Raw genomic sequence first — 25,325 nt, 5'->3', positions numbered from 1 at the left:
AGATGCGGTAGGTTGGTGGAAACCACAAAGGGTCGTAGCTCAATTGGTAGAGCACTGGTCTCCAAAACCAGCGGTTGGGGGTTCAAGTCCCTCCGGCCCTGCTACACACTCCTTCGCCAGGAAGTGTGCGCATGTACGTACTTCAATGCACCGCCGTGCGGCTCCACCGGGCGCGGCACGGCCATGACCCGGAATCAGGTGAGAAGCGTGACGGACGCCGTGGGCTCCATCGACATGCCTGATGCCGAGGATGAAGTACCCGAGTCGAAGAAGAGGGCTCGGAAGGGCGGCAAGCGCGGAAAGAAGGGTCCTCTGGGCCGCCTCGCGCTGTTCTACCGCCAGATCGTCGCCGAGTTGCGCAAGGTTGTCTGGCCGACTCGAAATCAGCTGACGACATACACCACCGTGGTGATTGTCTTCGTCGTCGTCATGATCGGTCTGGTGACCGTGATTGACTTCGGGTTCCAGCGGGTCGTGAAGTACGTCTTCGGCTGATCCCGCGGAGGGCGCCTCATGGGCGCCCCTTTCGCATGTTCCACCCATTTGTATCCAGGAAGAAGCAGCCACCGTGTCTGACCCGAACCTGAACGACGCCGTCGAGCCGACGGCGGGCGCCTTCGAGTCCGCCGAGGACGAGCTCGACATCGTCGAGGCGGCGGACGCCGAGGAGCCGGACCAGGCCGAAGCTGCCGACGCCGCCGCAGGCGAGCCCGCCGAAGAGGCGGCCCTGCACACCGAGGACGACGACGAGGCCGACGAGGCCGACGAGGCCGAGGCCGGTTCCGAGGGCGACGCGAACGACGACGAGCCCGCCGGGGCCGACGAGGAGGCCGAGCCGGCCGCCCCCGTCGACGCCGTCACGGCCCTGCGCGAGGAGCTGCGCGGTCTCCCCGGCGAGTGGTACGTCATCCACACGTACGCCGGTTACGAGAAGCGCGTGAAGGCCAACCTGGAGCAGCGCGCCGTCTCGCTCAACGTCGAGGACTTCATCTACCAGGCCGAAGTGCCCGAGGAAGAGATCGTCCAGATCAAGAACGGCGAGCGCAAGAACGTCCGCCAGAACAAGCTGCCGGGCTACGTCCTGGTGCGCATGGACCTGACGAACGAGTCCTGGGGCGTCGTCCGCAACACCCCCGGTGTCACCGGCTTCGTGGGCAACGCCTACGACCCGTACCCGCTGACCCTGGACGAGATCGTCAAGATGCTCGCCCCGGAGGCAGAGGAGAAGGCCGCCCGCGAGGCCGCCGAGGCCGAGGGCAAGCCGGCTCCGTCCCGCAAGGTCGAGGTGCAGGTGCTCGACTTCGAGGTGGGCGACTCGGTCACCGTCACCGACGGGCCGTTCGCGACCCTGCAGGCGACGATCAACGAGATCAACGCCGACTCGAAGAAGGTCAAGGGCCTCGTCGAGATCTTCGGCCGCGAGACCCCGGTGGAGCTCAGCTTCGACCAGATCCAGAAGAACTAGCAGGTTCCCGCCAGTTTCTGGACACATGCCTACCGAGCAGGTCAGACCGGCTGCGAAGCCCGTCTGACCTGCTCGGTTTTTGGTCGCGCAGCTATACCCGTTATCGTTGTGCGGTATGCCTCCATCCGGATGACCGGACGGCGGCGAAACACTCTCACTAGGACCCGGAGAGAGCAATGCCTCCCAAGAAGAAGAAGGTCACGGGGCTTATCAAGCTCCAGATCAACGCCGGTGCGGCCAACCCGGCCCCGCCGGTCGGCCCCGCGCTCGGCCAGCACGGCGTCAACATCATGGAGTTCTGCAAGGCCTACAACGCCGCGACCGAGTCGCAGCGTGGCATGGTCGTGCCGGTGGAGATCACGGTCTACGAGGACCGCTCCTTCACCTTCGTCACCAAGACTCCGCCGGCCGCGAAGCTGATCCTCAAGGCCGCGGGCGTGGAGAAGGGCTCCGGCGAGCCGCACAAGACCAAGGTCGCCAAGCTGACGGCTGCCCAGGTCCGCGAGATCGCCACGACGAAGCTCCCCGACCTGAACGCCAACGACCTCGACGCCGCGTCGAAGATCATCGCTGGCACCGCCCGTTCCATGGGCATCACGGTCGAAGGCTGATTCAGCCCCTCACGTCCTCAGTGGTAGGGCCAAGCGCTGGCCCGCACCACGACTCCACACCCTGAAACCACAGGAGCAGAAGTGAAGCGCAGCAAGAACCTCCGCGCTGCGGACGCCAAGGTCGACCGGGCGCGCAACTACGCCCCGCTCGAGGCCGTCCGTCTCGCCAAGGAGACCGCCTCCACCAAGTTCGACGGCACCGTCGAGGTCGCGTTCTGCCTGGGTGTCGACCCGCGCAAGGCCGACCAGATGGTCCGTGGCACCGTGAACCTCCCGCACGGCACCGGCAAGACCGCCCGGGTCCTGGTCTTCGCGACCGGTGACCGTGCTGCGGCCGCGGAAGCCGCGGGCGCCGACATCGTCGGCGCCGACGAGCTCATCGACGAGGTGGCGAAGGGCCGTCTGGACTTCGACGCCGTCGTCGCCACCCCGGACCTCATGGGCAAGGTCGGCCGCCTCGGCCGGGTGCTCGGTCCGCGTGGTCTGATGCCGAACCCGAAGACCGGCACCGTCACCCCCGACGTCGTGAAGGCTGTCAACGACATCAAGGGCGGCAAGATCGAGTTCCGCGTCGACAAGCACTCGAACCTGCACTTCATCATCGGCAAGGCCTCGTTCGACGACACCAAGCTGGTGGAGAACTACGCAGCGGCGCTGGAGGAGATCCTCCGTCTGAAGCCGTCCGCCGCCAAGGGCCGCTACATCAAGAAGGCCACCCTGGCCACCACGATGGGCCCCGGCATCCCGCTGGACGCCAACCGCACCCGCAACCTCCTCGTCGAGGAGGACCCGGCCGCCGTCTGAGCCCCCGCGCTCGGCAGTAGGCCGCGTCACGTGTGACATGGACGGGCCCCGCAACCTTTCGAGGTGCGGGGCCCGTCCTCGTATCCGTACGTATCCGGTGGCTGTGTCGGAGCTGTGCGTTAGCGTGAGGCTCCGAGAGCCGAACGAGGGGTGGAAGCGGACATGAGGACCAGTACCGTGCGACGCGTGGGTCTGTCGGTGGCGGTGGCGGCGGCGCTGACGTCGGTCGCGGCCTGTGGCGGATCGGACGACAAGGGCAGTGACAACCGCGGTGGCGCCGTGCTGAAGGCCGACCCGATCGCCGCGTTGCGCGATGTGCAGAAGAAGACCGGTGGGGAGAGCTCGGCGAAGGTCGAGGGCACCACGCAGATGGGCACCACCATGTCCATGAAGCAGACCGGCACCGTCGACTGGACCGACGGTCTCACCGGCACCATGGAGATCACGTACACCGGCGGCACCATGGCGGACGCCATGAAGCAGAACGGTGGCACGGGCACCATGCAGGCCCGCTACTTCAAGGACGGCTACGCGGTCAACATGGGCGAGGCCTTCGCCAAGCAGGCCGGCGGCAAGCACTGGATCAACTACGCCTACGCCGACCTCGCCAAGCTCGCCGGCGCCTCCGGCGAGGCGATGAAGCAGCAGATGCAGAACACCACGCCCGACCAGGGTGTGAAGTCTCTGCTGGCCTCCGGTGACGTGAAGAAGATCGGCCAGGAGGACGTACGCGGGGTCTCGGCCACGCACTACACCGGCACCGTCGACGTCGCCGCGCTGACCGCGAAGAACTCCGAGCTCGACGCCGACCAGCTCGCTCAGCTGAAGAAGCAGCTGAGCGACGCCGGGATCACCACGGAGAAGGTCGACATCTGGGTCGACAAGAACGACCTCCTCGTCAAGAAGACCGAGCGAGGCCAGATGAAGACCGGCGAACTCAATTCGACGGTGTACTACAGCGACTACGGCACGAAGGTCTCGACCGAGAAGCCCCCGGCCGGCGACACGGTCGACTTCACCGACCTCGTGCAGCGGCAGGGAGCCGGCGCGGGCGCGAACTGAGAGCGGCCGGCGACCGGGCGGTGCAGCTCCCCGGTCGCCGGACGGCCCGGACCGGTGGGAGAGGGACGGATTTGCCCGGCGCGACATCGGTCGCGTACTCTCATGAGGAAGCCAAAGACCGCTGGTCGTTGCTGTGCTCTCGCAAGAGGGGACAGCGACCGAAGGATCCGTCGAGTACGGGCGACCCGCGCAGGTGACTGTGGAAAGCTCCCGACTCCGTTCGGTCGAGCTACGCCCTGGCGCCTGCGCCGGGGCGTTCGTCTTTCCCGGCCCCTTCTGAGCGGTCCTCATCACCCGGAAGGAGGCCGACGCTCATGGCTAGGCCCGACAAGGCTGCCGCGGTAGCCGAGCTGACGGACCAGTTCCGCAGCTCGAACGCCGCCGTGCTGACCGAGTACCGGGGTCTCACCGTGGCACAGCTCAAGGAGCTGCGCCGTTCGCTCGGTGAGAACGCCCAGTACGCCGTGGTGAAGAACACGCTGACCAAGATTGCGGCCAACGAGGCCGGGATCAACTCGCTCGACGACCTGTTCGCGGGTCCGACGGCGGTTGCCTTCGTCACCGGTGACCCGGTGGAGTCGGCGAAGGGTCTTCGTGACTTCGCCAAGGACAACCCCAACCTCATCATCAAGGGCGGTGTCCTTGACGGTAAGGCGCTGACCGCGGATGAGATCAAGAAGCTCGCGGACCTCGAGTCCCGCGAGGTTCTGCTCGCCAAGCTGGCGGGCGCCATGAAGGGCAAGCAGACTCAGGCTGCTCAGGTCTTCCAGGCGCTCCCGTCGAAGTTCGTCCGCACCGCGGAGGCGCTTCGTGCCAAGCAGGCCGAGCAGGGCGGTGCCGAGTAATTCGGCTCGCGCAATGATCGCCGCTCACTAGGGCGACGGTCGCAGCGGGCCGAATGTACGCCCGCCTACATGTACCTCCGGCACCTGCCGGATTAGTGGAAGGACGCCATCATGGCGAAGCTGTCCCAGGACGACCTGCTCGCGCAGTTCGAAGACATGACCCTCATCGAGCTCTCCGGCTTCGTGAAGGCCTTCGAGGAGAAGTTCGACGTCACCGCCGCCGCCGCGGTCGCCGTTGCCGGCCCCGCCGGTCCGGGCGCTGCCGCTGAGGCCGTCGAGGAGCAGGACGAGTTCGACGTCATCCTCACCGGCGCCGGCGAGAAGAAGATCCAGGTCATCAAGGTCGTGCGTGAGCTGACCTCGCTGGGTCTGAAGGAGGCCAAGGACCTCGTCGACGGCACCCCGAAGCCGGTCCTCGAGAAGGTCGCCAAGGAGGCCGCCGAGAAGGCTGCCGAGTCCCTCAAGGCCGCCGGCGCTTCCGTCGAGGTCAAGTGACTCAGGGAGTCTGCTGACTCCTCCTGACGGCCCGTGCCGCACGGCACGGACGTCATCTCACGAAGGGCGATCACCCATCCGGGTGGTCGCCCTTCGGCGTACCCGCGGCGGCTGCCTTGCTCTTCCGGCGGCGACGAGTATGGTGATCTTCGCCGTTGCCTCTCGGGGCCGGCCGACCGGTGCCGGGAGGCGGCCGGGTGAGGGGTCCCGGGGCGTCGTCCCGGCAGGGGGGCCTTGACGAACCGCACGCGGCGCGCAATTCTCAGGACGCGTCGTCACACATCGATCCGAATTCGAGGCATGGATCGTGGACGAAGAGGGCAGTAAAGAAGAGCGCACCGCGCGCACCGGCTAGTCATAGGTGTTGAGAACAGCTGTTGAGAGATACGTGGGTCTCTGAGAACCCCGACTGGACATCAGTGTGCCGTTTGGCTACACTGACCCTTTGCGCTGCCTGTTAGCTGCCTCCTGCCCGTCACCAGGGGCATGCCCACGCTTGAGCACCGATGACCGAAAGTCTCTGACCTGGGATTTCTGTCTCCGTGTACAACTTGGGACCGGTACGCGCGTAGTGAGTCCGAGCCCTCGGAAGGACCCCCTCTTGGCCGCCTCGCGCAACGCCTCGACCGCGAATACGAACAACGGTGCCAGCACCGCCCCGCTGCGCATCTCCTTTGCAAAGATCAAGGAGCCCCTCGAGGTTCCGAACCTCCTCGCGCTGCAGACCGAGAGCTTTGACTGGCTCCTCGGCAATGCTGCCTGGAAGGCTCGCGTCGAGGCTGCTCTGGACAGTGGACAAGACGTCCCCACCAAGTCCGGCCTGGAGGAGATCTTCGAGGAGATTTCACCGATCGAGGACTTCTCCGGGTCGATGTCGCTTACGTTCCGCGACCACCGCTTCGAGCCCTCGAAGAACTCGATCGACGAGTGCAAGGAGCGCGACTTCACGTTCGCCGCCCCGCTCTTCGTCACGGCCGAGTTCACCAACAACGAGACCGGCGAGATCAAGTCCCAGACGGTCTTCATGGGCGACTTCCCGCTCATGACCAACAAGGGCACCTTCGTCATCAACGGCACCGAGCGTGTCGTTGTGTCGCAGCTGGTCCGCTCGCCGGGTGTCTACTTCGACTCCTCCATCGACAAGACGTCCGACAAGGACATCTTCTCGGCCAAGGTCATCCCGTCCCGTGGTGCCTGGCTGGAGATGGAGATCGACAAGCGCGACATGGTCGGTGTGCGCATCGACCGCAAGCGCAAGCAGTCCGTCACCGTTCTCCTGAAGGCTCTCGGTTGGACGACCGAGCAGATCCTGGAGGAGTTCGGCGCGTACGAGTCCATGCGCGCCACCCTGGAGAAGGACCACACCCAGGGCCAGGACGACGCGCTGCTCGACATCTACCGCAAGCTGCGTCCGGGCGAGCCGCCCACGCGCGAGGCCGCACAGACGCTGCTGGAGAACCTCTACTTCAACCCGAAGCGCTACGACCTGGCGAAGGTCGGCCGCTACAAGGTGAACAAGAAGCTCGGCGCGGACGAGCCGCTGGACGCTGGCGTCCTCACCACCGACGACATCATCGCCACCATCAAGTACCTGGTGAAGCTGCACGCCGGTGAGACCGAGACGGTCGGCGAGTCCGGTCGCTCGATCATGGTCGAGACCGACGACATCGACCACTTCGGCAACCGTCGTATCCGCAACGTCGGCGAGCTGATCCAGAACCAGGTCCGTACGGGTCTCGCCCGTATGGAGCGCGTCGTGCGCGAGCGCATGACCACTCAGGACGTCGAGGCGATCACGCCGCAGACCCTGATCAACATCCGGCCGGTCGTCGCCTCCATCAAGGAGTTCTTCGGCACCAGCCAGCTGTCCCAGTTCATGGACCAGAACAACCCGCTGTCGGGCCTGACGCACAAGCGTCGTCTCAACGCCCTCGGCCCGGGTGGTCTCTCCCGTGAGCGGGCGGGCTTCGAAGTCCGTGACGTGCACCCGTCGCACTACGGCCGCATGTGCCCGATCGAGACCCCTGAAGGCCCGAACATCGGTCTGATCGGCTCGCTCGCCTCCTACGGCCGGATCAACGCGTTCGGCTTCATCGAGACGCCGTACCGCAAGGTCGTCGACGGCCAGGTCACCGACGAGGTCGACTACCTGACCGCCGACGAAGAGGACCGGTTCGTCATCGCGCAGGCCAACGCGCCGCTGACCGACGAGCTCCGGTTCGCCGAATCCCGCGTGCTGGTCCGCCGCCGTGGCGGCGAGGTCGACTACGTCCCGCCGGCCGACGTCGACTACATGGACGTCTCGCCGCGCCAGATGGTGTCGGTCGCGACCGCGATGATCCCGTTCCTCGAGCACGACGACGCCAACCGCGCGCTCATGGGCGCGAACATGATGCGCCAGGCCGTGCCGCTGATCAAGTCCGAGGCGCCGCTCGTCGGCACCGGCATGGAGTACCGCTGCGCCACCGACGCCGGCGACGTGCTCAAGGCCGAGAAGGACGGTGTGGTCCAGGAGGTCTCCGCGGACTACATCACCGTGACCAACGACGACGGCACGTACACCACGTACCGCATCGCCAAGTTCATGCGCTCCAACCAGGGCACCTCGGTCAACCAGAAGGTTGTCGTCTCCGAGGGCGACCGGGTCGTCGCCGACCAGGTCCTCGCCGACGGTCCGGCCACCGAGAACGGTGAGATGGCCCTCGGCAAGAACCTGCTCGTGGCGTTCATGCCGTGGGAGGGTCACAACTACGAGGACGCGATCATCCTGTCGCAGCGCCTCGTGCAGGACGACGTCCTCTCCTCGATCCACATCGAGGAGCACGAGGTCGACGCCCGTGACACCAAGCTCGGCCCGGAGGAAATCACCCGGGACATCCCGAACGTCTCCGAGGAGGTCCTCGCCGACCTCGACGAGCGCGGCATCATCCGTATCGGTGCCGAGGTCGTCGCCGGCGACATCCTCGTCGGCAAGGTCACGCCCAAGGGCGAGACCGAGCTGACCCCCGAGGAGCGCCTGCTCCGCGCGATCTTCGGTGAGAAGGCGCGCGAGGTGCGCGACACCTCGCTGAAGGTGCCGCACGGTGAGATCGGCAAGGTCATCGGCGTCCGCGTCTTCGACCGCGAAGAGGGCGACGAGCTGCCGCCGGGCGTGAACCAGCTGGTCCGCGTCTACGTCGCGCAGAAGCGCAAGATCACCGATGGTGACAAGCTCGCCGGCCGTCACGGCAACAAGGGCGTCATCTCGAAGATCCTCCCGATCGAGGACATGCCGTTCCTGGAGGACGGCACCCCGGTCGACATCATCCTCAACCCGCTGGGTGTCCCGTCCCGAATGAACCCGGGACAGGTCCTGGAGATCCACCTCGGCTGGCTCGCCAGCCGCGGCTGGGACGTCTCCGGCCTCGGTGACGAGTGGGCCAAGCGCCTGCAGGCCATCGGCGCCGACCAGGTCGCCCCCGGCACCAACGTCGCCACCCCCGTCTTCGACGGTGCGCGCGAGGACGAGATCTCCGGTCTCTTCGAGGCCACGATCCCGAACCGCGACGGCGACCGCCTGGTGCAGCCCTCCGGCAAGGCCAATCTGTTCGACGGCCGCTCCGGCGAGCCGTTCCCGGACCCGGTCTCGATCGGGTACATGTACATCCTCAAGCTGCACCACCTCGTCGACGACAAGCTGCACGCGCGTTCGACGGGTCCGTACTCCATGATCACCCAGCAGCCGCTGGGTGGTAAGGCTCAGTTCGGTGGACAGCGCTTCGGCGAGATGGAGGTGTGGGCCCTTGAGGCATACGGCGCCGCATACGCCCTCCAGGAACTGCTGACGATCAAGTCCGACGACGTCACCGGCCGCGTGAAGGTCTACGAGGCGATCGTCAAGGGCGAGAACATCCCCGAGCCCGGCATTCCCGAGTCCTTCAAGGTGCTCATCAAGGAAATGCAGTCGCTCTGCCTCAACGTGGAGGTGCTGTCCTCGGACGGCATGTCCATCGAGATGCGCGACACGGACGAGGACGTCTTCCGCGCGGCGGAGGAGCTCGGTATCGACCTGTCCCGGCGCGAGCCGAGCAGCGTCGAAGAGGTCTGACGGGTTGGCCGGCCGGATCCCTGTGATCCGGCCGGCTCTCCCCGGACCCGTTCAGACCATTGCTGAAGTGCCCCGATTTCTCGCGTGACGCGAGGGGGCTCGAACCCCCGAAAGAGGGATTGACGACAAGTGCTCGACGTCAACTTCTTCGACGAGCTGCGGATCGGCCTTGCCACCGCGGACGACATCCGGACCTGGTCCCACGGCGAAGTGAAGAAGCCGGAGACCATCAACTACCGCACGCTCAAGCCCGAAAAGGACGGACTCTTCTGCGAGAAGATCTTCGGTCCGACCCGGGACTGGGAGTGCTACTGCGGCAAGTACAAGCGTGTCCGCTTCAAGGGCATCATCTGTGAGCGCTGTGGCGTCGAGGTCACGCGCGCCAAGGTGCGCCGTGAGCGCATGGGCCACATCGAGCTTGCCGCTCCCGTCACCCACATCTGGTACTTCAAGGGCGTCCCGTCGCGCCTGGGCTACCTCCTCGACCTCGCGCCGAAGGACCTCGAAAAGGTCATCTACTTCGCCGCGTACATGATCACGTTCGTGGACGAGGAGCGCCGTACGCGCGACCTGCCCTCGCTGGAGGCGCACGTCTCCGTCGAGCGTCAGCAGATCGAGAACCGCCGCGACGCCGACCTGGAGGCCCGCGCCAAGAAGCTCGAGACCGACCTGGCCGAGCTGGAGGCCGAGGGCGCCAAGGCCGACGTGCGCCGCAAGGTGCGCGAAGGTGCCGAGCGCGAGATGAAGCAGCTGCGCGACCGTGCGCAGCGCGAGATCGACCGCCTCGACGAGGTGTGGAGCCGCTTCAAGAACCTCAAGGTCCAGGACCTGGAGGGCGACGAGCTGCTCTACCGCGAGCTGCGTGACCGCTTCGGCACGTACTTCGACGGCTGCATGGGCGCCGCCGCCCTGCAGAAGCGCCTGGAGTCGTTCGACCTCGACGAGGAGGCCGAGCGCCTCCGCGAGATCATCCGTACCGGCAAGGGCCAGAAGAAGACCCGTGCGCTCAAGCGCCTCAAGGTCGTCTCCGCGTTCCTGCAGACCAGCAACAAGCCCAAGGGCATGGTGCTCGACTGCGTGCCGGTCATCCCGCCGGACCTGCGTCCGATGGTGCAGCTGGACGGTGGCCGCTTCGCGACCTCCGACCTGAACGACCTGTACCGCCGTGTGATCAACCGCAACAACCGCCTCAAGCGTCTTCTCGACCTCGGTGCCCCCGAGATCATCGTGAACAACGAGAAGCGGATGCTGCAGGAGGCCGTCGACGCGCTGTTCGACAACGGCCGCCGCGGTCGCCCGGTCACCGGTCCCGGCAACCGCCCGCTCAAGTCCCTCAGCGACATGCTGAAGGGCAAGCAGGGCCGATTCCGTCAGAACCTTCTCGGTAAGCGTGTGGACTACTCCGCGCGTTCCGTGATCGTCGTCGGCCCGCAGCTCAAGCTGCACCAGTGCGGTCTGCCGAAGGCCATGGCGCTGGAGCTCTTCAAGCCGTTCGTGATGAAGCGCCTGGTCGACCTGAACCACGCGCAGAACATCAAGTCGGCCAAGCGCATGGTCGAGCGCGGCCGCACCGTGGTGTACGACGTCCTCGAAGAGGTCATCGCCGAGCACCCGGTGCTGCTGAACCGTGCACCGACGCTGCACCGCCTCGGCATCCAGGCCTTCGAGCCGCAGCTGGTCGAGGGCAAGGCCATCCAGATCCACCCGCTCGTCTGCACCGCGTTCAACGCGGACTTCGACGGTGACCAGATGGCCGTGCACCTGCCGCTCTCCGCGGAGGCGCAGGCCGAGGCCCGCATCCTGATGCTGTCCTCGAACAACATCCTGAAGCCGGCCGACGGCCGTCCCGTCACCATGCCGACCCAGGACATGGTGCTGGGCCTGTTCTTCCTCACCACGGACGAGGAGGAGCGCAACGTCGTCGGACAGGGCCGTTCCTTCGGCTCCACGGCCGAGGCGATCATGGCCTTCGACGCCCGGGAGCTGTCGCTCCAGGCGAAGGTCGACATCCGCTTCCCGGTGGGCACCATCCCGCCGCGCGGCTGGGTGCCGCCGGTCGCCGAGGAGGGCGAGCAGGAGTACCAGCAGGGCGACACGTTCCGGCTGCGTACGTCCCTGGGCCGCGCGCTCTTCAACGAGCTGCTGCCCGAGGACTACCCGTTCGTCGACTACTCCGTCGGCAAGAAGCAGCTCTCCGAGATCGTCAACGACCTCGCCGAGCGCTACCCCAAGGTCATCGTGGCGGCGACGCTCGACAACCTGAAGGCGGCGGGCTTCTACTGGGCGACCCGTTCCGGTGTCACCGTGGCCATCTCCGACGTCGTGGTCCCCGAGGCCAAGAAGGCGATCGTCGCCGGCTACGAGGCGCAGGACGAGAAGGTCCAGAAGCAGTACGAGCGCGGTCTGATCACCAAGGACGAGCGCACGCAGGAGCTCATCGCGATCTGGACCAAGGCGACCAACGAGGTTGCCGAGGCGATGAACGCGAACTTCCCCAAGACGAACCCCATCTTCATGATGGTTGACTCGGGTGCCCGAGGAAACATGATGCAGATGCGTCAGATCGCCGGTATGCGTGGTCTGGTGTCCAACGCCAAGAACGAGACGATCCCGCGTCCCATCAAGGCGTCCTTCCGTGAGGGCCTCACCGTTCTGGAGTACTTCATCTCCACGCACGGTGCCCGTAAGGGTCTGGCGGACACCGCCCTGCGTACCGCCGACTCGGGTTACCTGACCCGTCGTCTGGTGGACGTCTCGCAGGACGTGATCATTCGCGAGGAGGACTGCGGCACCGACCGCGGCCTCAAGCTGAAGATCGCCGTCAAGGGTGCGGACGGCGTGCTCCGCAAGACGGAGGACGTCGAGACCTCGGTCTACGCCCGCATGCTCGCCGAGGACGTCGTCGTCGACGGCAAGGTCATCGCGCCTGCCAACGTCGACCTCGGTGACGTCCTGATCGACGCCCTGGTGGGCGCCGGCGTCGAGGAGGTCAAGACCCGTTCGGTTCTGACCTGCGAGTCCGCGGTCGGCACCTGTGCCTTCTGCTACGGACGCTCGCTCGCCACCGGCAAGCTGGTCGACATCGGTGAGGCGGTCGGCATCATCGCCGCCCAGTCCATCGGTGAGCCCGGTACCCAGCTGACGATGCGTACCTTCCACACCGGTGGTGTGGCCGGTGACGACATCACCCAGGGTCTGCCCCGAGTCGTCGAGCTCTTCGAAGCCCGTACGCCCAAGGGTGTCGCCCCGATCTCGGAGGCGGCAGGCCGCGTCCGTATCGAGGAGACCGAGAAGACCAAGAAGCTCGTCGTCACCCCGGACGACGGCAGCGACGAGACGCCGTTCCCGATCTCGAAGCGCGCCCGTCTGCTGGTGGGCGAGGGCGACCACGTCGAGGTGGGCCAGAAGCTCACCGTGGGTGCCACCAACCCGCACGACGTGCTGCGGATCCTCGGTCAGCGCGCGGTCCAGGTCCACCTGGTCGGCGAGGTCCAGAAGGTCTACAACTCGCAGGGTGTGTCGATCCACGACAAGCACATCGAGATCATCATCCGGCAGATGCTGCGCCGTGTGACGATCATCGAGTCCGGCGACGCGGAGCTGCTGCCGGGCGAGCTCGTCGAGCGCTCGAAGTTCGAGACCGAGAACCGTCGTGTGGTCACCGAGGGCGGTCACCCCGCCTCCGGCCGTCCGCAGCTGATGGGTATCACCAAGGCCTCGCTCGCCACCGAGTCGTGGCTGTCGGCGGCGTCCTTCCAGGAGACGACCAGGGTCCTGACCGACGCGGCGATCAACGCCAAGTCGGACTCCCTGATCGGCCTCAAGGAGAACGTCATCATCGGTAAGCTCATCCCGGCCGGTACGGGCCTGTCCCGCTACCGCAACATCCGGGTCGAGCCGACCGAGGAGGCCAAGGCCGCGATGTACTCGGCCGTCGGCTACGACGACATCGACTACTCGCCGTTCGGCACGGGCTCCGGCCAGGCCGTTCCGCTGGAGGACTACGACTACGGTCCGTACAACCAGTAAGCGAGTCGCTTGACCGACCGGAGGGCGGTCACCCCGTTGCGTGCGGGGTGGCCGCCCTCCGGCGTACGCGCGAAGGCGCAAACTCGTTCCCCTCACCTCGGCGGTGACGGATGATGGGGGGATACAGATCGTCCGGGGGAGTTGGTTGTGTCGTATCCGCCGAGGCAGCCGGACCGGCTGCCCGCGCAGAGCCCGTCGATGCTGGCCTCGCACGCGGAGCGCGAGCGCGCTGTCGATGTGCTGCGGGCCGGTTTCGCCGAGGGGCGCCTTGATGACGAAGAGCTGGAGAAGCGGGTCGCGCGGGCCCACGAGGCCCGGACTGTGGGGGAACTGAGCCTTCTCGTCGACGACCTGCCCCAGGGCCCTGTCTTCTCCGGGCCCGCCCCCGCCGTCCACTACGGCCCCGCTGTGCCGGCGACCTTCCTGCCCGCGCCGCAGCTCAGGACGAACGGCAAGGCCAAGGGCGCGTTGGTCTTCGGCATCCTGGCCCCGGTGACCGCGGTGACGGGGGTGCCCGCGGTCGTCCTCGGGCACATGGCACGCAAGGAGATACGGCGCAGTGATGAGCAGGGCGACGGCCTGGCGGTCGCCGGGCTCGTGCTGGGATGGGCGTCGATCATCGGCTGGATATTGCTCGTGGCCGGGTTCGTCACCGCCGTGATGGTCACACGCTGAGGTCGTCGGCGTGCGGCGTGTGGAGGCGCGCCGCATTTGTTTTGACCGGAGTCGATGAGGTAGGTACGCTCAGACCTTGTGCCTGGGGTGTGCCTGGGCTCTTGTGCGTGTCCTCAACCGCATGCGAGTCCGTCACTGGCCACCGCGATCTGCATCCTTCCCTGCCTTGCGGCAGGAGCTTGCAGCATTCGACACACCCGACCGCGTGGGTCGGTGACGTTCCAGGTTAGTTTCACGAACGGCACACAGAAACCGGAGAAGTAGTGCCTACGATCCAGCAGCTGGTCCGGAAGGGCCGGCAGGACAAGGTCGAGAAGAACAAGACGCCCGCACTCGAGGGTTCGCCCCAGCGCCGCGGCGTCTGCACGCGTGTGTTCACGACCACCCCGAAGAAGCCGAACTCGGCACTCCGTAAGGTCGCGCGTGTGCGTCTGACCTCCGGTATCGAGGTCACGGCCTACATCCCGGGTGAGGGACACAACCTGCAGGAGCACTCCATCGTGCTCGTGCGTGGTGGCCGTGTGAAGGACCTGCCGGGTGTTCGTTACAAGATCATCCGCGGCTCGCTCGACACCCAGGGTGTCAAGAACCGCAAGCAGGCCCGCAGCCGCTACGGCGCCAAGAAGGAGAAGTAAGAATGCCTCGTAAGGGCCCCGCCCCGAAGCGCCCGGTCATTATCGACCCGGTCTACGGTTCTCCTCTTGTCACCTCGCTGATCAACAAGATCCTGCTCAACGGCAAGCGTTCCACTGCCGAGCGGATCGTGTACGGCGCCATGGAAGGCCTCCGCGAGAAGACCGGCAACGACCCGGTCATCACGCTGAAGCGCGCGCTTGAGAACGTCAAGCCCTCGCTCGAGGTCAAGTCCCGCCGTGTCGGTGGCGCCACCTACCAGGTGCCGATCGAGGTCAAGCCCGGTCGCGCCTCCACCCTCGCGCTGCGCTGGCTCGTGGGTTACTCCCGCGCCCGCCGCGAGAAGACCATGACCGAGCGCCTCATGAACGAGCTGCTCGACGCCTCCAACGGTCTTGGCGCTGCCGTCAAGAAGCGCGAGGACACCCACAAGATGGCCGAGTCCAACAAGGCCTTCGCGCACTACCGCTGGTAGTCGCTACCCACATCGAGACCGAGAGAAGATTGAGCCTTATGGCCACCACTTCGCTTGACCTGGCCAAGGTCCGCAACATCGGGATCATGGCCCACATCGACGCGGGCAAGACGACCACCACCGAGCGGATCCTGTTCTACACCGGCGTTTCGTACAAGATCGGTGAAGTCCACGACGGCGCTGCCACGATGGACTGGATGGAGCAGGAGCAGGAGCGCGGCATCACGATCACGTCCGCCGCGACGACCTGCCACTGGCCGCTCAATGATGTTGACCACACCATCAACATCATCGACACCCCGGGTCACGTCGACTTCACCGTCGAGGTGGAGCGTTCGCTCCGCGTCCTCGACGGTGCCGTCACCGTGTTCGACGGTGTGGCGGGCGTCGAGCCGCAGTCCGAGACCGTCTGGCGTCAGGCGGACCGCTACGGCGTGCCGCGTATCTGCTTCGTCAACAAGCTCGACCGCACCGGTGCCGAGTTCCACCGCTGCGTCGACATGATCGTCGACCGCCTCGGTGCGGTTCCGCTGGTCATGCAGCTCCCCATCGGCGCCGAGGCCGACTTCAGGGGCGTCGTCGACCTCGTGTCGATGAAGGCCTTTGTCTGGCCGGAAGAGGCCGCCAAGGGTGAGATGTACGACACGGTCGACATCCCGGACACCCACATCGAGGCGGCTCAGGAGTGGCGCGGCAAGCTGCTCGAGGCCGTCTCCGAGAACGACGACCAGATGATGGAGCTGTACCTGGAGGGCGTCGAGCCCACCGAGGAGCAGCTGCACGAGGCGATTCGCCGGATCACCCTCGCATCGAAGGGCAGCGCCGACTCCGTCACCGTCACCCCGGTGTTCTGTGGCACGGCGTTCAAGAACAAGGGCGTCCAGCCCCTGCTCGACGCGGTCGTCCGCTACCTGCCCTCCCCCCTGGACGTCGAGGCCATCGAGGGCCACGACGTCAAGGACCCCGAGGTCGTCATCAAGCGCAAGCCCTCGGACGACGAGCCGTTCTCCGGCCTGGCGTTCAAGATCGCGAGCGACCCGCACCTCGGCAAGCTCACCTTCGTCCGGATCTACTCCGGTCGCCTGGAGGCCGGCACCGCGGTGCTGAACTCCGTCAAGGGCAAGAAGGAGCGCATCGGCAAGATCTACCGCATGCACGCGAACAAGCGTGAGGAGATCGCGTCGGTGGGCGCCGGCGACATCATCGCCGTCATGGGCCTGAAGCAGACCACCACCGGTGAGACGCTGTGTGACGACAAGAACCCGGTCATCCTGGAGTCCATGGACTTCCCGGCGCCGGTCATTCAGGTCGCCATCGAGCCCAAGTCCAAGGGTGACCAGGAGAAGCTGGGTGTCGCCATCCAGCGCCTCTCCGAGGAGGACCCGTCCTTCCAGGTGCACTCCGACGAGGAGACCGGCCAGACCATCATCGGTGGTATGGGCGAGCTTCACCTCGAGGTGCTCGTCGACCGCATGAAGCGCGAGTTCCGCGTCGAGGCGAACGTCGGCAAGCCGCAGGTCGCGTACCGCGAGACGATCCGCAAGGCCGTCGAGCGCATCGACTACACGCACAAGAAGCAGACTGGTGGTACCGGCCAGTTCGCGAAGGTGCAGATCGCCATCGAGCCCATCGAGGGTGGCGACGCGTCCTACGAGTTCGTCAACAAGGTCACCGGTGGCCGCATCCCCCGTGAGTACATCCCCTCGGTGGACGCGGGTGCCCAGGAGGCCATGCAGTTCGGCATCCTGGCCGGTTACGAGATGGTGGGCGTCCGCGTCACCCTTCTCGACGGTGGCTACCACGAGGTCGACTCCTCCGAGCTCGCCTTCAAGATCGCCGGTTCGCAGGCGTTCAAGGAGGGTGCTCGCAAGGCGTCCCCCGTGCTCCTTGAGCCGATGATGGCCGTCGAGGTCACCACGCCCGAGGACTACATGGGCGATGTCATCGGCGACCTCAACTCCCGCCGTGGCCAGATCCAGGCCATGGAGGAGCGCAGCGGCGCTCGCGTCGTGAAGGGCCTCGTGCCCCTCTCGGAGATGTTCGGCTACGTCGGAGACCTCCGCAGCAAGACCTCGGGTCGCGCAAGCTACTCGATGCAGTTCGACTCCTACGCCGAGGTTCCGCGGAACGTCGCCGAGGAGATCATCGCGAAGGCCAAGGGCGAGTAACTCTCCCGAGCTCACGCTTTAGGCTTGTCACCGGAGCCTGGTGGGGCATTCGTCGCAGAGCGCAAGCAAAGCGGTGAATGCCCCCGGCCCCGGCATCCCAGCAAAGATCACCTGGCGCCGATGAAGCAAGGCGTACAGAACCACTCCACAGGAGGACCCAGTGGCGAAGGCGAAGTTCGAGCGGACTAAGCCGCACGTCAACATCGGCACCATCGGTCACATTGACCACGGTAAGACGACCCTCACGGCCGCCATTACCAAGGTGCTGCACGACGCGTACCCGGACCTGAACGAGGCCTCGGCCTTCGACCAGATCGACAAGGCTCCCGAGGAGCGCCAGCGCGGTATCACGATCTCGATCGCGCACGTCGAGTACCAGACGGAGTCGCGTCACTACGCGCACGTCGACTGCCCGGGTCACGCGGACTACATCAAGAACATGATCACGGGTGCGGCGCAGATGGACGGCGCCATCCTCGTGGTCGCCGCCACCGACGGCCCGATGCCGCAGACCAAGGAGCACGTGCTCCTGGCCCGCCAGGTCGGCGTTCCGTACATCGTCGTCGCCCTGAACAAGGCCGACATGGTGGACGACGAGGAGATCCTGGAGCTCGTCGAGCTCGAGGTCCGTGAGCTCCTCTCCGAGTACGAGTTCCCGGGCGACGACCTGCCGGTCGTCAAGGTCTCGGCGCTCAAGGCGCTCGAGGGCGACAAGGAGTGGGGCCAGACCGTCCTCGACCTGATGAAGGCCGTCGACGAGAACATCCCGCAGCCCGAGCGCGACGTCGACAAGCCGTTCCTGATGCCGATCGAGGACGTCTTCACGATCACCGGTCGTGGCACCGTCGTCACCGGTCGTATCGAGCGTGGTGTCCTGAAGGTCAACGAGACCGTCGACATCGTCGGTATCAAGCAGGAGAAGACCACCACCACGGTCACCGGCATCGAGATGTTCCGCAAGCTGCTCGACGAGGGCCAGGCCGGTGAGAACGTCGGTCTGCTCCTCCGTGGCATCAAGCGCGAGGACGTCGAGCGCGGTCAGGTCATCATCAAGCCCGGTTCGGTCACGCCGCACACCGAGTTCGAGGCCCAGGCCTACATCCTGTCGAAGGACGAGGGCGGCCGTCACACCCCGTTCTTCAACAACTACCGCCCGCAGTTCTACTTCCGTACCACGGACGTGACGGGCGTGGTGACCCTTCCCGAGGGCACCGAGATGGTCATGCCGGGTGACAACACCGTCATGACGGTCAACCTCATCCAGCCTGTCGCCATGGAAGAGGGCCTGAAGTTCGCCATCCGTGAGGGTGGCCGGACCGTGGGCGCCGGCCAGGTCACCAAGATCGTCAAGTAATTACCTGACTGTCTGACCTGGTTGCTCCGCACAGAGCACCAAGAAGGGCCCCGGCCCGCCGCGCGAGCGGTGGACCGGGGCCCTTCGGCGTGGGGGCGGCGGGGCCTTCCGGCGTCGAGAGCTGCTGGGTGTCGGGGACACCAGGGTTGGGTCGGGAACGGCACGCACACCGGAAGTGGGGCACGGATGAGCGTGGATGAGACCGGGAGCCGATGCCTCGCCCGTACGGCGGCCGTCCTCACCGCAGCTCGGGCACCTCGCCCCGGTCCGCCCGGCGCAGCCCGGCCTCCGGGATGCCGCGCAGCAGCCGGGCGCCGATCTCCGCGAGCCGGGCTTCATCGGGCGGGGTGCGGCCCAGGCCGATCGCGTACTGGACGTGGGACGCGTCGGCGCCGCACGGGCGGGGCCAGGCGTGGGCGTCCGGGGCGCCCGCCTCCGCGAGGGCGGCGAGCAGGGCCAGGAGCCGGCCGCGCAGCCGCCCCTCGTCCGGGCCCTTCCGTACGGAGACGAGCACCCAGGCGGCGTGACGCAGGTGCAGCGGCGGCGGGGCGCAGAGCAGGGTGTGCGGCACGGGGCCGTGGTCGGCGGCGGACTCCAGGATCTCCCAGGCGCGGAAGAGTTCCTCGGCGACGAGGTCGCGGCCCGCTTCGGACACCTGCATGGTGCAGGAGCGGACGGGGGCGGTCGGGGTCAGCACGGTGAGGGGGAGGCCGCACGCCTCCCCGGAGCCGACCGCGCGGTCCCAGTCCCACATGGCCCAGGTCGCGAAGAACCGCCTGAGCAGGGGGAGCGGTGGCAGATCGCCCGACTCGTGGGCGGTACGGGCCGCGAGGACGGACCAGGCCAGGCCCGGCAGCCCGCCGCACGGAGCGGAGTCCAGGCCGCGCGCCCGCGCCCAGCCCTTCACCTCGCGGGCGAGCCGGACGAACGCGGCCCGGTGCGGGTCCGCCGCCGCGAGCACCGCGTCCGCGTCGCTCACCGCGCTGAGCGCCGTGGCCGCCGCCTCGCCCAGTTCGGCGCGCCGGGCCACCGCCTCGGCCGGGGGGAGGGCGCCCGTCGCCACGGTCACCAGGTCCACCCCGAGCCCGCCGAGCGAAAAGCGCAGCCCCGGTACGCGGGCACCGGTCACCTCGCGCAGGCCGGCGACGCCCGGCAGGGCCGCGGTCAGCCGCGCCCGCGTTCCCGGGAGGTCCCCGTCACCGGGCAGCGCGGCGACCAGGTCGACGTCGGCGCCCGGCAGCGCACAGCCCGTCCGCCGCGAGCCGGCCAGATGGACGCGGCCCCCGGACAGGGCTGCGGCGACCCGGCGTACGACCTCCACCCCGGCCCCGCCGTCCGCCTCTACCCCAGCTCCGGCCAGCTCCACCCGTACCCCGAAGTGGTCCGAGACGTACAGCCCGTCCGGCGCCGGTACGTCGCCCAGCAGCACCGCCGACATGGGCCGCAGCTGCTCCGAGCGGAGCAGCACCCGGTCCAGCCGGGACACCCGCCCGGTCAGGGAGGAGACGGCGGCGAGCGGGTTGACGGACGGGTCGAAGGTCGGCGTCCGGTCGTCCGCGCCGTGCACCAGGCTCCAGGCGTCCGGCATGCACAGCCGGTCCTGCGGGGTGGCGCCGCCGTCGTTGAAGTCGCCGAGCAGCGCCACATCGCCCTCGATTCCGGCCAACCCCGTTGCCAGATCGGTCAGTTCGGCATCGCGCCGGGCGGCGCCGTCCGCCGAGTGGTCGCTGCTGAGATGAGTGACGGCGACCGTGGCCGGTCCCTCCGCGCCCTCCACGACCACGGCGGCGACCGCCTTGTGCGGGCCGAGGGCGTGCAGGCCCGCCTCCCGCACCGGGAGCCTGCTGAGCAGCAGCAGGCCGCAGTCGGCGACGTCCCGGCCGGCCGGATCGGCCCAGAAGGTGTAGCCCTCGCGGATCCAGGGCGCGGACAGCAGCAGGCCGAGCAGGGCGGGTTCGGCCTCCTGGAGCGCGATGACGTCGGCGTCCGCCGCGCGCAGGGCGTCGAGGAGGAGCGGCCGGCGCCGGGCGGTGTCGATGCGGTCGCTGTCGTAGCGGTCCCAGAGGGTGTTCCAGGTCAGCAGGGTCAGGGGGCCGGGGGCCGGCGCGGGCGGCGGTACGTCCTCGGGCACCGGCGTCCAGGCGGCCTCCGATACGGAGTAGGCGTGCGGCGTGCGGGAGACGAAGTACGGGGACGGCAGCCGGCGCGGGGCGCGGACCCGTCCGGCATCCGTCGCGTCGATCCGGTCCACGCCCGCGGACCGGTCCCACACCGTCTCGCCGTCGGCCGCGAAGAACAGCACCCGGTGCCAGGGAATCTCCCCGCCGGGCGTGAAACGGGGCAGCGGCACCCGCTTGGGCGCGGTCCCGCGCTGCGCCACGCCCATCACGAAGCGCGCCGGGTCGAACCGGGCGTCCCAGCGGACCCGGTGGTAGATCTCCTCACTGGTACGCATCTACGACCTGTCCTCCACGGTTCCGCTCGCGCCGATGTACCAGGTGCGGTGCGCCTGGCCGGGGTACGGGGGCACGAACCGGTGCAGTTGCGAGCTCAGCACCTCCGGGGGGACCGGGTGGGTGCGGCGCTCGTTGCGGCGGACCAGTTCCGCCTCGTCGACCAGGGCCACGGCGTGGGTGAGCAGCGCGTCCCTGCGCCGGGCGACCGCGTGCACCAGGGAGCGCTGGTGCGCGTTGAGCGAGGTGGCGTCCCAGACGACCGTGGAGCCCGCGGTGAGCGCGGCGTCCAGCCGGTCGACCCCCTCGCGCAGCACCTCCCCGTTGGCCTTCTGGTCGGCGCGCGATCCCCGGGCGAGGCGCAGGTCGTCGAGCGAGAGATACGTGTCGATGCCGCGGAGCCCGCGCGCGAAGGTGCTCTTGCCGCTGCCGGAGGGGCCGACCAGCTGGACCAGGCGCGGGAACTCGCCGGTGCGCCACCGCCAGGTCGCGGCCACGGCCTCCTCGGCGGTGGTGACCCGGCCCAGGGCGTACGCCTCACGGGCCTGCGCCCGGCAGCGGTCGGCGGCCTCCGGGTCCAGATCCGCGAACGCCTCGCACAGCCCGTCCGGCTCCCGTATGTCCTCCGCGTGCAGCGCGGACCACTCCACCTGCTCGCGGGCCCCTCCGGTCTCCGCGACCACGGCGGCCAGCGCGTGCAGCAGCGGCAGATCGGCGGCGAACGACATCCGGACCAGACCGGTCCGGCGCTCCTCGTCCGGGTACGGCCGGTGCAGTGCCGGGTGCAGTCCGACGAGGTCCGCGACCCGGCGGGCGAGCGGCATCCCGAGCGTCCCCGCCAGTGCGGGCGCCGTCCCGGCGCGGCGGGACCGGTGCAGCAGCGCGGCCAGCACCCCGGTGAGCCGGTCCTCGCCCGTCCGGCCCGAGGCGTCGAGGGCGTCGCCCATCGCGGCGGCGGCCCCGGCGTCCCCCGCGGTCGTCCCCGTCGCTTCGGCCAGCGCCGCGGCGTCGACCGGAGCCCCGGACCGCACGGCCCACAGGGCGGCGGCCGGGCCGAGCCCGTTCTCCACCACGGCGGCGTGCATCCAGTGCGTATCGGTCCGCACGTGGCCGGGCCGTACCCACTTCGCCACCAGCCGCCCGAAGTCCCGTGCGTCGAAGCCGTCCGCGGGCCGTACGACGTACCCCTCCTGCCGCCCGGTGTCCGGTCTCAGCGCCCGGAGCGCCTTCGCGGCCCGCGCGTCGAACACCCCGCGCCACAGCACCGGCGGCACCGGAATGCCCAGATCGCGGAGGAAGACCACGGTCCGGTCCCAGTCCAGGCAGTGCTCCCCGTCCCAGACGGAGAAGCCGTAGAAGTGGCTCTCCAGGCCGTCGTACGCGATCGAATGGCGCGCGAACACGTTCTCCCCGCACACCCGCCACCCCTCGGGGATACGGGCCCCGATCCGGCCCTGGAGCGCCTTCACCCAGCCCCGCGAGGGGTGGTGGGCGGAATCGAGCGAGCGGGCGTGGAGGCCGTCGGCGTAGAGCGTGGTGTTCTCGCCGTCCAGCTTCTCGGTGACGACGACCTCGCGGCCGGTCATCGCGGAGAGGTCCGCGATCCGTACGTCGTCCGAGGTGGCCCCCGGGGACCAGGGCAGATGCGCGGTGCGCGGGTAGTGCGTACGCATGGTCGATGTCCCTGGTGACGACGGTGTGCCGGCCGGTCACTGTACGGGCGGGGGCGCGGGTCGCTCGACCGAATTGGAAGGGCCCCGGATCGCCGGGAGGGACGCCCGGCACGGCTCCCGCCGCGCGCCCGCGTTTGACCATCGGAGCGCGCGGGGTAAGATCCTCCGCCCGATTGGCCAGGCTCACGCCGCGTATGGCACACTGACCAGGTTGCTCGGTTGAGTGTCAATGCTGCGCGCCTCCCGCCGGGAGGACCGGAAGCGAGTCCCACAGTACTCGTCGACCCCCTGCGGGTCGGACGTACGGGAATCTTTCGGGAAGCGTCAGTGGGGCACCGGCCAGGCACCCGGTGGGTGTTCCGCCCCCGGTCTCGCGGTCCTCGGGCCCGCACCCCCTTGGTTGGGAAATCCTTCGGGAGATCTGCGTAGAGGGGATGCGACACGCCCGACCGCGTGGGTCGGAGACGGAGTTACGAGAGCCCTCGGGTTCCAGAGCGTTACGAGAGACAGGACTACTAGTAGCCATGGCGGGACAGAAGATCCGCATCCGGCTCAAGGCCTACGACCACGAGGTCATCGACTCCTCGGCGAAGAAGATCGTCGAGACGGTGACCCGCACTGGTGCGTCGGTCGCGGGCCCGGTGCCGCTGCCCACTGAGAAGAACGTGTACTGCGTCATCAAGTCGCCGCACAAGTACAAGGACTCGCGCGAGCACTTCGAGATGCGCACGCACAAGCGCCTCATCGACATCCTCGACCCCACGCCGAAGACGGTTGACTCGCTGATGCGTCTCGACCTGCCGGCGGGCGTCGACATCGAGATCAAGCTCTGAGGTGACGCGCGAGATGGCTAAGAACATTAAGGGCGTCCTGGGCGAGAAGCTCGGCATGACCCAGGTCTGGGACGAGAACAACCGGGTCGTCCCGGTGACCGTCGTCAAGGCCGGGCCCTGTGTCGTCACCCAGGTCCGCACCAACGACCGCGACGGCTACGAGTCGGTTCAGCTCGCCTTCGGCGAGATCGACCCGCGCAAGGTGAACAAGCCCCTCAAGGGCCACTTCGCCAAGGCCGACGTGACCCCGCGCCGCCACCTGGTGGAGCTCCGCACCCCTGACGCCGGCGAGTACACGCTGGGCCAGGAGGTCACCGCCGAGGTGTTCGAGTCCGGCGTCAAGGTCGACGTCACGGGCAAGAGCAAGGGCAAGGGCTTCGCCGGTGTCATGAAGCGTCACAACTTCAAGGGCGGCAAGGCGTCCCACGGTGCCCACCGTGTGCACCGCATGCCCGGCTCCATCGGTGGCTGTGCCACCCCCGGCCGTGTCTTCAAGGGCATGCGCATGGCGGGTCGCATGGGCAACGAGCGTGTCACCACCCAGAACCTGACCATCCACGCGGTTGACGCGGAGAAGGGTCTGCTCCTCATCAAGGGCGCGGTCCCCGGTCCGAACGGCGGCCTCGTCCTGGTCCGTACCGCGGCCAAGGGGGCTTGAGGTAATGAGCACCATTGACATCCTTTCGCCGGCAGGCGACAAGGCCGGTACCGTCGAGCTCCCCTCGGAGATCTTCGACGCGAAGACCAGCGTTCCGCTGATCCACCAGGTCGTCGTCGCACAGCTGGCAGCTGCCCGTCAGGGCACGCACAAGACCAAGACCCGCGGCGAAGTCCGTGGCGGTGGCCGCAAGCCGTACCGCCAGAAGGGCACCGGCCGCGCGCGCCAGGGTTCGACCCGTGCGCCGCAGTTCGTCGGCGGTGGCGTCGTCCACGGCCCGCAGCCGCGTGACTACTCGCAGCGGACCCCGAAGAAGATGAAGGCCGCCGCCCTGCGCGGTGCCCTCTCCGACCGGGCCCGTCACTCCCGTATCCACGTCGTCACCGGCGTGGTCGACGGTGCGGTGTCCACGAAGGCCGCCAAGACGCTGTTCGGCAAGATCTCGGAGCGCAAGAACCTGCTCCTGGTCGTCGACCGCGCCGACGAGGCCGCGTGGCTGTCCGCCCGCAACCTGCCCCAGGTGCACATCCTGGAGCCGGGCCAGCTGAACACGTACGACGTGATCGTCTCTGACGACGTGGTCTTCACCCAGGCCGCCCTCGAGTCCTTCGTGTCTGGCCCCCAGACCGCTGAGACCGAAGGGAGCGACGCCTGATGAGCGAGGCGACCGTTACCAGCAAGACCTACTCGGACCCGCGCGACGTTCTCGTCAAGCCGGTTGTTTCCGAGAAGAGCTACGCGCTGCTCGACGAGAACAAGTACACGTTCATCGTCGCGCCCGGCTCCAACAAGACCCAGATCAAGCAGGCCGTGGAAGCGGTCTTCTCGGTCAAGGTCACCGGGGTCAACACGATCAACCGGCAGGGTAAGCGCAAGCGCACCAAGACCGGTTTCGGCAAGCGTGCTGACACCAAGCGCGCCATCGTGACCCTCGCCGAGGGCGACCGTATCGACATCTTCGGCGGTCCGACCGCCTGAGGGCGGTCTGGATCGTCCGGAATCGGA

The 25,325-nt window shown here is 67.8% G+C and carries 20 protein-coding genes and 1 tRNA gene; 19 read left to right on the top strand and 2 right to left on the bottom strand.

The features are described from left to right. Positions 1 to 28 precede the first annotated feature (28 nt). From ACFVT1_RS01285 to tuf, 15 genes are all read left to right on the top strand, one after another. Positions 29 to 101 (top strand) — tRNA-Trp (locus tag ACFVT1_RS01285). A 106-nt stretch (positions 102 to 207) separates the two neighbouring features. Beyond that, complete coding sequence (secE, locus tag ACFVT1_RS01280) at positions 208 to 495, top strand: preprotein translocase subunit SecE (RefSeq protein WP_389791395.1); 288 nt, start codon at positions 208 to 210, stop codon at positions 493 to 495. A gap of 73 nt (positions 496 to 568) precedes the next feature. After that, positions 569 to 1,465: a transcription termination/antitermination protein NusG gene (nusG, locus tag ACFVT1_RS01275; protein WP_389791393.1), complete on the top strand. Its 897-nt coding sequence runs from the start codon at positions 569 to 571 to the stop codon at positions 1,463 to 1,465. Between the two features lie 176 nt (positions 1,466 to 1,641). Next, a complete protein-coding gene (gene rplK, locus ACFVT1_RS01270) occupies positions 1,642 to 2,076 on the top strand; it encodes a 50S ribosomal protein L11 (RefSeq protein WP_006126872.1) in 435 nt (144 codons plus the stop codon). Between the two features lie 81 nt (positions 2,077 to 2,157). After that, positions 2,158 to 2,880 carry a 50S ribosomal protein L1 gene (rplA, locus tag ACFVT1_RS01265; RefSeq protein ID WP_389791391.1) on the top strand — a complete coding sequence of 241 codons (723 nt, stop codon included), beginning with the start codon at positions 2,158 to 2,160 and terminating at the stop codon, positions 2,878 to 2,880. A gap of 162 nt (positions 2,881 to 3,042) precedes the next feature. Then, the gene (locus ACFVT1_RS01260; RefSeq protein WP_389791389.1) at positions 3,043 to 3,942 is read left to right on the top strand and encodes a hypothetical protein; all 900 of its coding nucleotides are present in this window, start codon (positions 3,043 to 3,045) and stop codon (positions 3,940 to 3,942) included. Between the two features lie 314 nt (positions 3,943 to 4,256). Continuing rightward, on the top strand, positions 4,257 to 4,787 hold the full coding sequence (gene rplJ, locus ACFVT1_RS01255) for a 50S ribosomal protein L10 (RefSeq protein WP_362195908.1): 531 nt from the start codon (positions 4,257 to 4,259) through the stop codon (positions 4,785 to 4,787). Between the two features lie 111 nt (positions 4,788 to 4,898). Next, on the top strand, positions 4,899 to 5,282 hold the full coding sequence (gene rplL, locus ACFVT1_RS01250) for a 50S ribosomal protein L7/L12 (RefSeq protein WP_362195911.1): 384 nt from the start codon (positions 4,899 to 4,901) through the stop codon (positions 5,280 to 5,282). A gap of 601 nt (positions 5,283 to 5,883) precedes the next feature. Beyond that, a complete protein-coding gene (rpoB, locus tag ACFVT1_RS01245) occupies positions 5,884 to 9,369 on the top strand; it encodes a DNA-directed RNA polymerase subunit beta (RefSeq protein ID WP_389791387.1) in 3,486 nt (1,161 codons plus the stop codon). A 129-nt stretch (positions 9,370 to 9,498) separates the two neighbouring features. Next, entirely contained in the window at positions 9,499 to 13,398 is a 3,900-nt protein-coding gene (locus ACFVT1_RS01240) for a DNA-directed RNA polymerase subunit beta' (RefSeq protein ID WP_389791386.1), read from the top strand. 147 nt (positions 13,399 to 13,545) lie between these two features. Next, on the top strand, positions 13,546 to 14,073 hold the full coding sequence (locus ACFVT1_RS01235; protein ID WP_389791384.1) for a DUF1707 and DUF4190 domain-containing protein: 528 nt from the start codon (positions 13,546 to 13,548) through the stop codon (positions 14,071 to 14,073). Positions 14,074 to 14,336: 263 nt separating this feature from the next. After that, positions 14,337 to 14,708, top strand: a complete 372-nt coding sequence (gene rpsL / locus ACFVT1_RS01230; RefSeq protein WP_003948652.1) for a 30S ribosomal protein S12 — start codon at positions 14,337 to 14,339, stop codon at positions 14,706 to 14,708. A 2-nt stretch (positions 14,709 to 14,710) separates the two neighbouring features. Further along, positions 14,711 to 15,181, top strand: coding sequence for a 30S ribosomal protein S7 (gene rpsG / locus ACFVT1_RS01225; protein WP_093897234.1), 471 nt, complete (start codon positions 14,711 to 14,713; stop codon positions 15,179 to 15,181). A 38-nt stretch (positions 15,182 to 15,219) separates the two neighbouring features. Then, positions 15,220 to 17,349, top strand: a complete 2,130-nt coding sequence (gene fusA / locus ACFVT1_RS01220) for an elongation factor G (protein WP_389791382.1) — start codon at positions 15,220 to 15,222, stop codon at positions 17,347 to 17,349. Between the two features lie 160 nt (positions 17,350 to 17,509). Then, positions 17,510 to 18,703, top strand: a complete 1,194-nt coding sequence (gene tuf / locus ACFVT1_RS01215) for an elongation factor Tu (protein WP_362195928.1) — start codon at positions 17,510 to 17,512, stop codon at positions 18,701 to 18,703. Positions 18,704 to 18,941: 238 nt separating this feature from the next. On the opposite strand, the gene ACFVT1_RS01210 is transcribed toward tuf, so the two are convergent. After that, complete coding sequence (locus ACFVT1_RS01210) at positions 18,942 to 21,158, bottom strand: RNA repair domain-containing protein (RefSeq protein WP_389791380.1); 2,217 nt, start codon at positions 21,156 to 21,158, stop codon at positions 18,942 to 18,944. After that, complete coding sequence (locus ACFVT1_RS01205) at positions 21,159 to 22,829, bottom strand: RNA ligase family protein (RefSeq protein WP_389791378.1); 1,671 nt, start codon at positions 22,827 to 22,829, stop codon at positions 21,159 to 21,161. A gap of 524 nt (positions 22,830 to 23,353) precedes the next feature. Between ACFVT1_RS01205 and rpsJ the strand changes: the two genes are divergently transcribed. The 4 genes from rpsJ to rplW are packed head-to-tail and all read left to right on the top strand — an operon-like array spanning position 23,354 to position 25,298. Then, positions 23,354 to 23,662 carry a 30S ribosomal protein S10 gene (gene rpsJ, locus ACFVT1_RS01200; RefSeq protein ID WP_003948644.1) on the top strand — a complete coding sequence of 103 codons (309 nt, stop codon included), beginning with the start codon at positions 23,354 to 23,356 and terminating at the stop codon, positions 23,660 to 23,662. Positions 23,663 to 23,675: 13 nt separating this feature from the next. Then, a complete protein-coding gene (gene rplC, locus ACFVT1_RS01195; RefSeq protein WP_266747960.1) occupies positions 23,676 to 24,320 on the top strand; it encodes a 50S ribosomal protein L3 in 645 nt (214 codons plus the stop codon). 4 nt (positions 24,321 to 24,324) lie between these two features. After that, positions 24,325 to 24,975, top strand: coding sequence for a 50S ribosomal protein L4 (gene rplD, locus ACFVT1_RS01190; protein WP_389791375.1), 651 nt, complete (start codon positions 24,325 to 24,327; stop codon positions 24,973 to 24,975). Next, positions 24,975 to 25,298, top strand: coding sequence for a 50S ribosomal protein L23 (rplW, locus tag ACFVT1_RS01185; RefSeq protein WP_093897250.1), 324 nt, complete (start codon positions 24,975 to 24,977; stop codon positions 25,296 to 25,298). Before rplD ends, rplW begins: the two co-directional genes overlap by 1 nt. The last annotated feature ends 27 nt before the right edge of the window (positions 25,299 to 25,325 follow it).

This window comes from Streptomyces sp. NPDC057963 (assembly GCF_042887155.1).
Taxonomy (GTDB): domain Bacteria; phylum Actinomycetota; class Actinomycetes; order Streptomycetales; family Streptomycetaceae; genus Streptomyces.
The sequence above is the reverse complement of the archived record's forward strand: the minus strand, read 5'-3'. Positions and strand labels throughout refer to the sequence as shown.